Consider the following 2,095-nt stretch of genomic DNA (forward strand, 5'->3'; position numbering starts at 1 on the left):
CGGACAGCGATCTGTAGGGCCTGCCCGCCCACGCGGGCCGCTTGAGCCCGGTGCCGCGACGAGTGGCACGCCGGGTTCTGAAGGGGCGGGGGCGCAGCAACGCGCCCCCGCTACCTGACGACTGCGCCGTGACGCTGCGGCGGTTGTACTGCTTCTTCGTCCTGGAGGCCGGCTCCCGCACCGTCCACATCCTCGGAGTCACCGCCCACCCGGACGGCCCGTGGACCACCCAACAAGCCCGGAACCTCCTCATGGACCTCGGCGACCGGACGGCCGACTTCCAGTTCCTGGTCCGCGACCGGGCCGGGCAGTTCACCGCGTCGTTCGACGCGGTCCTCGCCGACGCCGGCATCACCGCCGTCAAGATCCCACCCCGAACCCCGCGGGCGAACGCCTACGCGGAACGGTTCGTCCACATGGTCCGGACCGAGGTCACCGACCGGATGCCGATCTTCGGCGAGTGGCACCTGCGCACGGTCCTGACCGCGTACGCACGGCACTACAACGGACGACGACCCCACCGCGGCCGCGACCTTCAACCACCACGGCCCGACCACCCCGTCGCCGACCTGGCCAGGGAACGGATCAAGCGCCAGCCTGTCCTCGGCGGCCTGATCAACGAATACGAACGAGCCACCTAAAACCCCAGGCCACCACCGGTGCCGAGTTCTGACACCCCACACGCCATCGCCCAGGCGAACGGACTACCTGTGCCGTGAGCGGGGACGGCGCTTGCTCAGTCCTGCCGGCCCTTGGGGGTCGGGTCCGCTGCCCACCACTGGTGGTCGAACCGGGCAGCCATGCCTGGTTCCCGGACGGTTCTCCCGGCCGAGCATGAGGCGGGGGCTCTCGCGTACTACGGGCGGATGCGGGGACGTGCAACCTCGACAGGACTGAGGAGGCGCCGTCCCCATGAGCATCGCTGTGCTCGTCATGACCGACGGTCGAGACGAGCACCTTGACCGCGCCGTGCAGTCGGCCAGCTGGCACCTCGGTGGACCCATCACGGAATGGTTCATGCACGACGACTCTGGCGACGATGACCACCGAGCCCAGCTCGCCAAGCGGTACCCGCAGTTCGTCCAGCTGGGTATCGGCCCGCGGCGCGGTTTCGGTGGCGCCATCAGCTGGGCCTGGAGCGTCCTCAGCATTAACCGGGCCCTCGACTTCGCCTTCTACGTCGAAGACGACTTCGTCTTCCACGTCGAAGACGACTTCATCTTCCATCAGCCCGTCGACCTAGGCGCCATGGCCGATGTGCTCACCAGCCGGCCCCACCTCGCCCAACTCGCACTCCGCCGACAGCCATGGAACGACGCCGAGCGGGCCGCCGGCGGGATCGTCGAGCAGCACCCCGACGACTACGTCGAGCAGACCGACGAGGACGGCAACGCCTGGCTCGAGCACCGCCGGTTCTTCACCACGAACCCGTGCCTGTACCCGCGGGAACTGTGCTCGGCCGGCTGGCCGGCTGGGCCCGACTCCGAGGGCCGGTTCGGCCTCCGACTACTCGAGCACGGCCTGCCCTGGGGTGTCTCCGGGGCGGACGTCCGCATGGGCTTCTGGGGCGCACGGGACAGCGGCGAATGGGTGGAACACATCGGCGTCCAGCGTGCTGGAACCGGCTACTGAAGGGGATGCCATGAAAAAGATCGCTCTCATTCTCGCTGTCATCGCAGCCTGCCTGGCCGTAGGCATCGTGGCGGCGCGAGCCAGACCACCGGCGTGCTCACCCTCTCCGTGACCCGCGCCGGCACCCAGCTCGCCACCGCCGACCCCGGGATCAGCTACACCGCCGGCGCCTGTGGGGCTCCAGAACCCCGATTCTGCCTGTGATCTGGTCTTTTGCGGTTGACAGGATCTTCCGCGTAAGTGGTCAGGCGTTGCGATATTCGTTGATCATGCCGTCGAGGATGCGTGTGCGACGGATGGTGGAATTCGACGTCGGGGCGACCACGGGTGGCGGGTCGGGTGGGTGCTGGCGGAGGGAGCGGTGGGGTCGGTGGGTGTTGAAATGCTTCGCGTAGCTGTCGAGGACCGATGTCAGGTGCCGTTCGGAGACGATTAGTAGTCTGTCGGTGCATTCGCGGTGGGC

General features: G+C 68.3%; 2 protein-coding genes and 1 pseudogene. 2 read left to right on the forward strand and 1 reads right to left on the reverse strand.

Features of this window, described 5'->3' with window-relative positions:
• Positions 1-119 precede the first annotated feature (119 nt).
• Together FMEAI12_RS34905 and FMEAI12_RS34910 are read left to right on the forward strand one after the other, a co-directional pair.
• A pseudogene (locus FMEAI12_RS34905) lies at positions 120-641 on the forward strand (integrase core domain-containing protein); the annotation flags it as partial.
• 271 nt (positions 642-912) lie between these two features.
• On the forward strand, positions 913-1,632 hold the full coding sequence (locus FMEAI12_RS34910) for a hypothetical protein (protein WP_112109305.1): 720 nt from the start codon (positions 913-915) through the stop codon (positions 1,630-1,632).
• A 244-nt stretch (positions 1,633-1,876) separates the two neighbouring features.
• On the opposite strand, the gene FMEAI12_RS34915 is transcribed toward FMEAI12_RS34910, so the two are convergent.
• A partial coding sequence (locus tag FMEAI12_RS34915) for an integrase core domain-containing protein (RefSeq protein WP_146776849.1) occupies positions 1,877-2,095 on the reverse strand: 219 nt, incomplete at its 5' end.

This window comes from Parafrankia sp. Ea1.12, from assembly GCF_900465275.1.
In the GTDB taxonomy this organism is placed as follows: Bacteria; Actinomycetota; Actinomycetes; order Frankiales; family Frankiaceae; genus Parafrankia; species Parafrankia soli.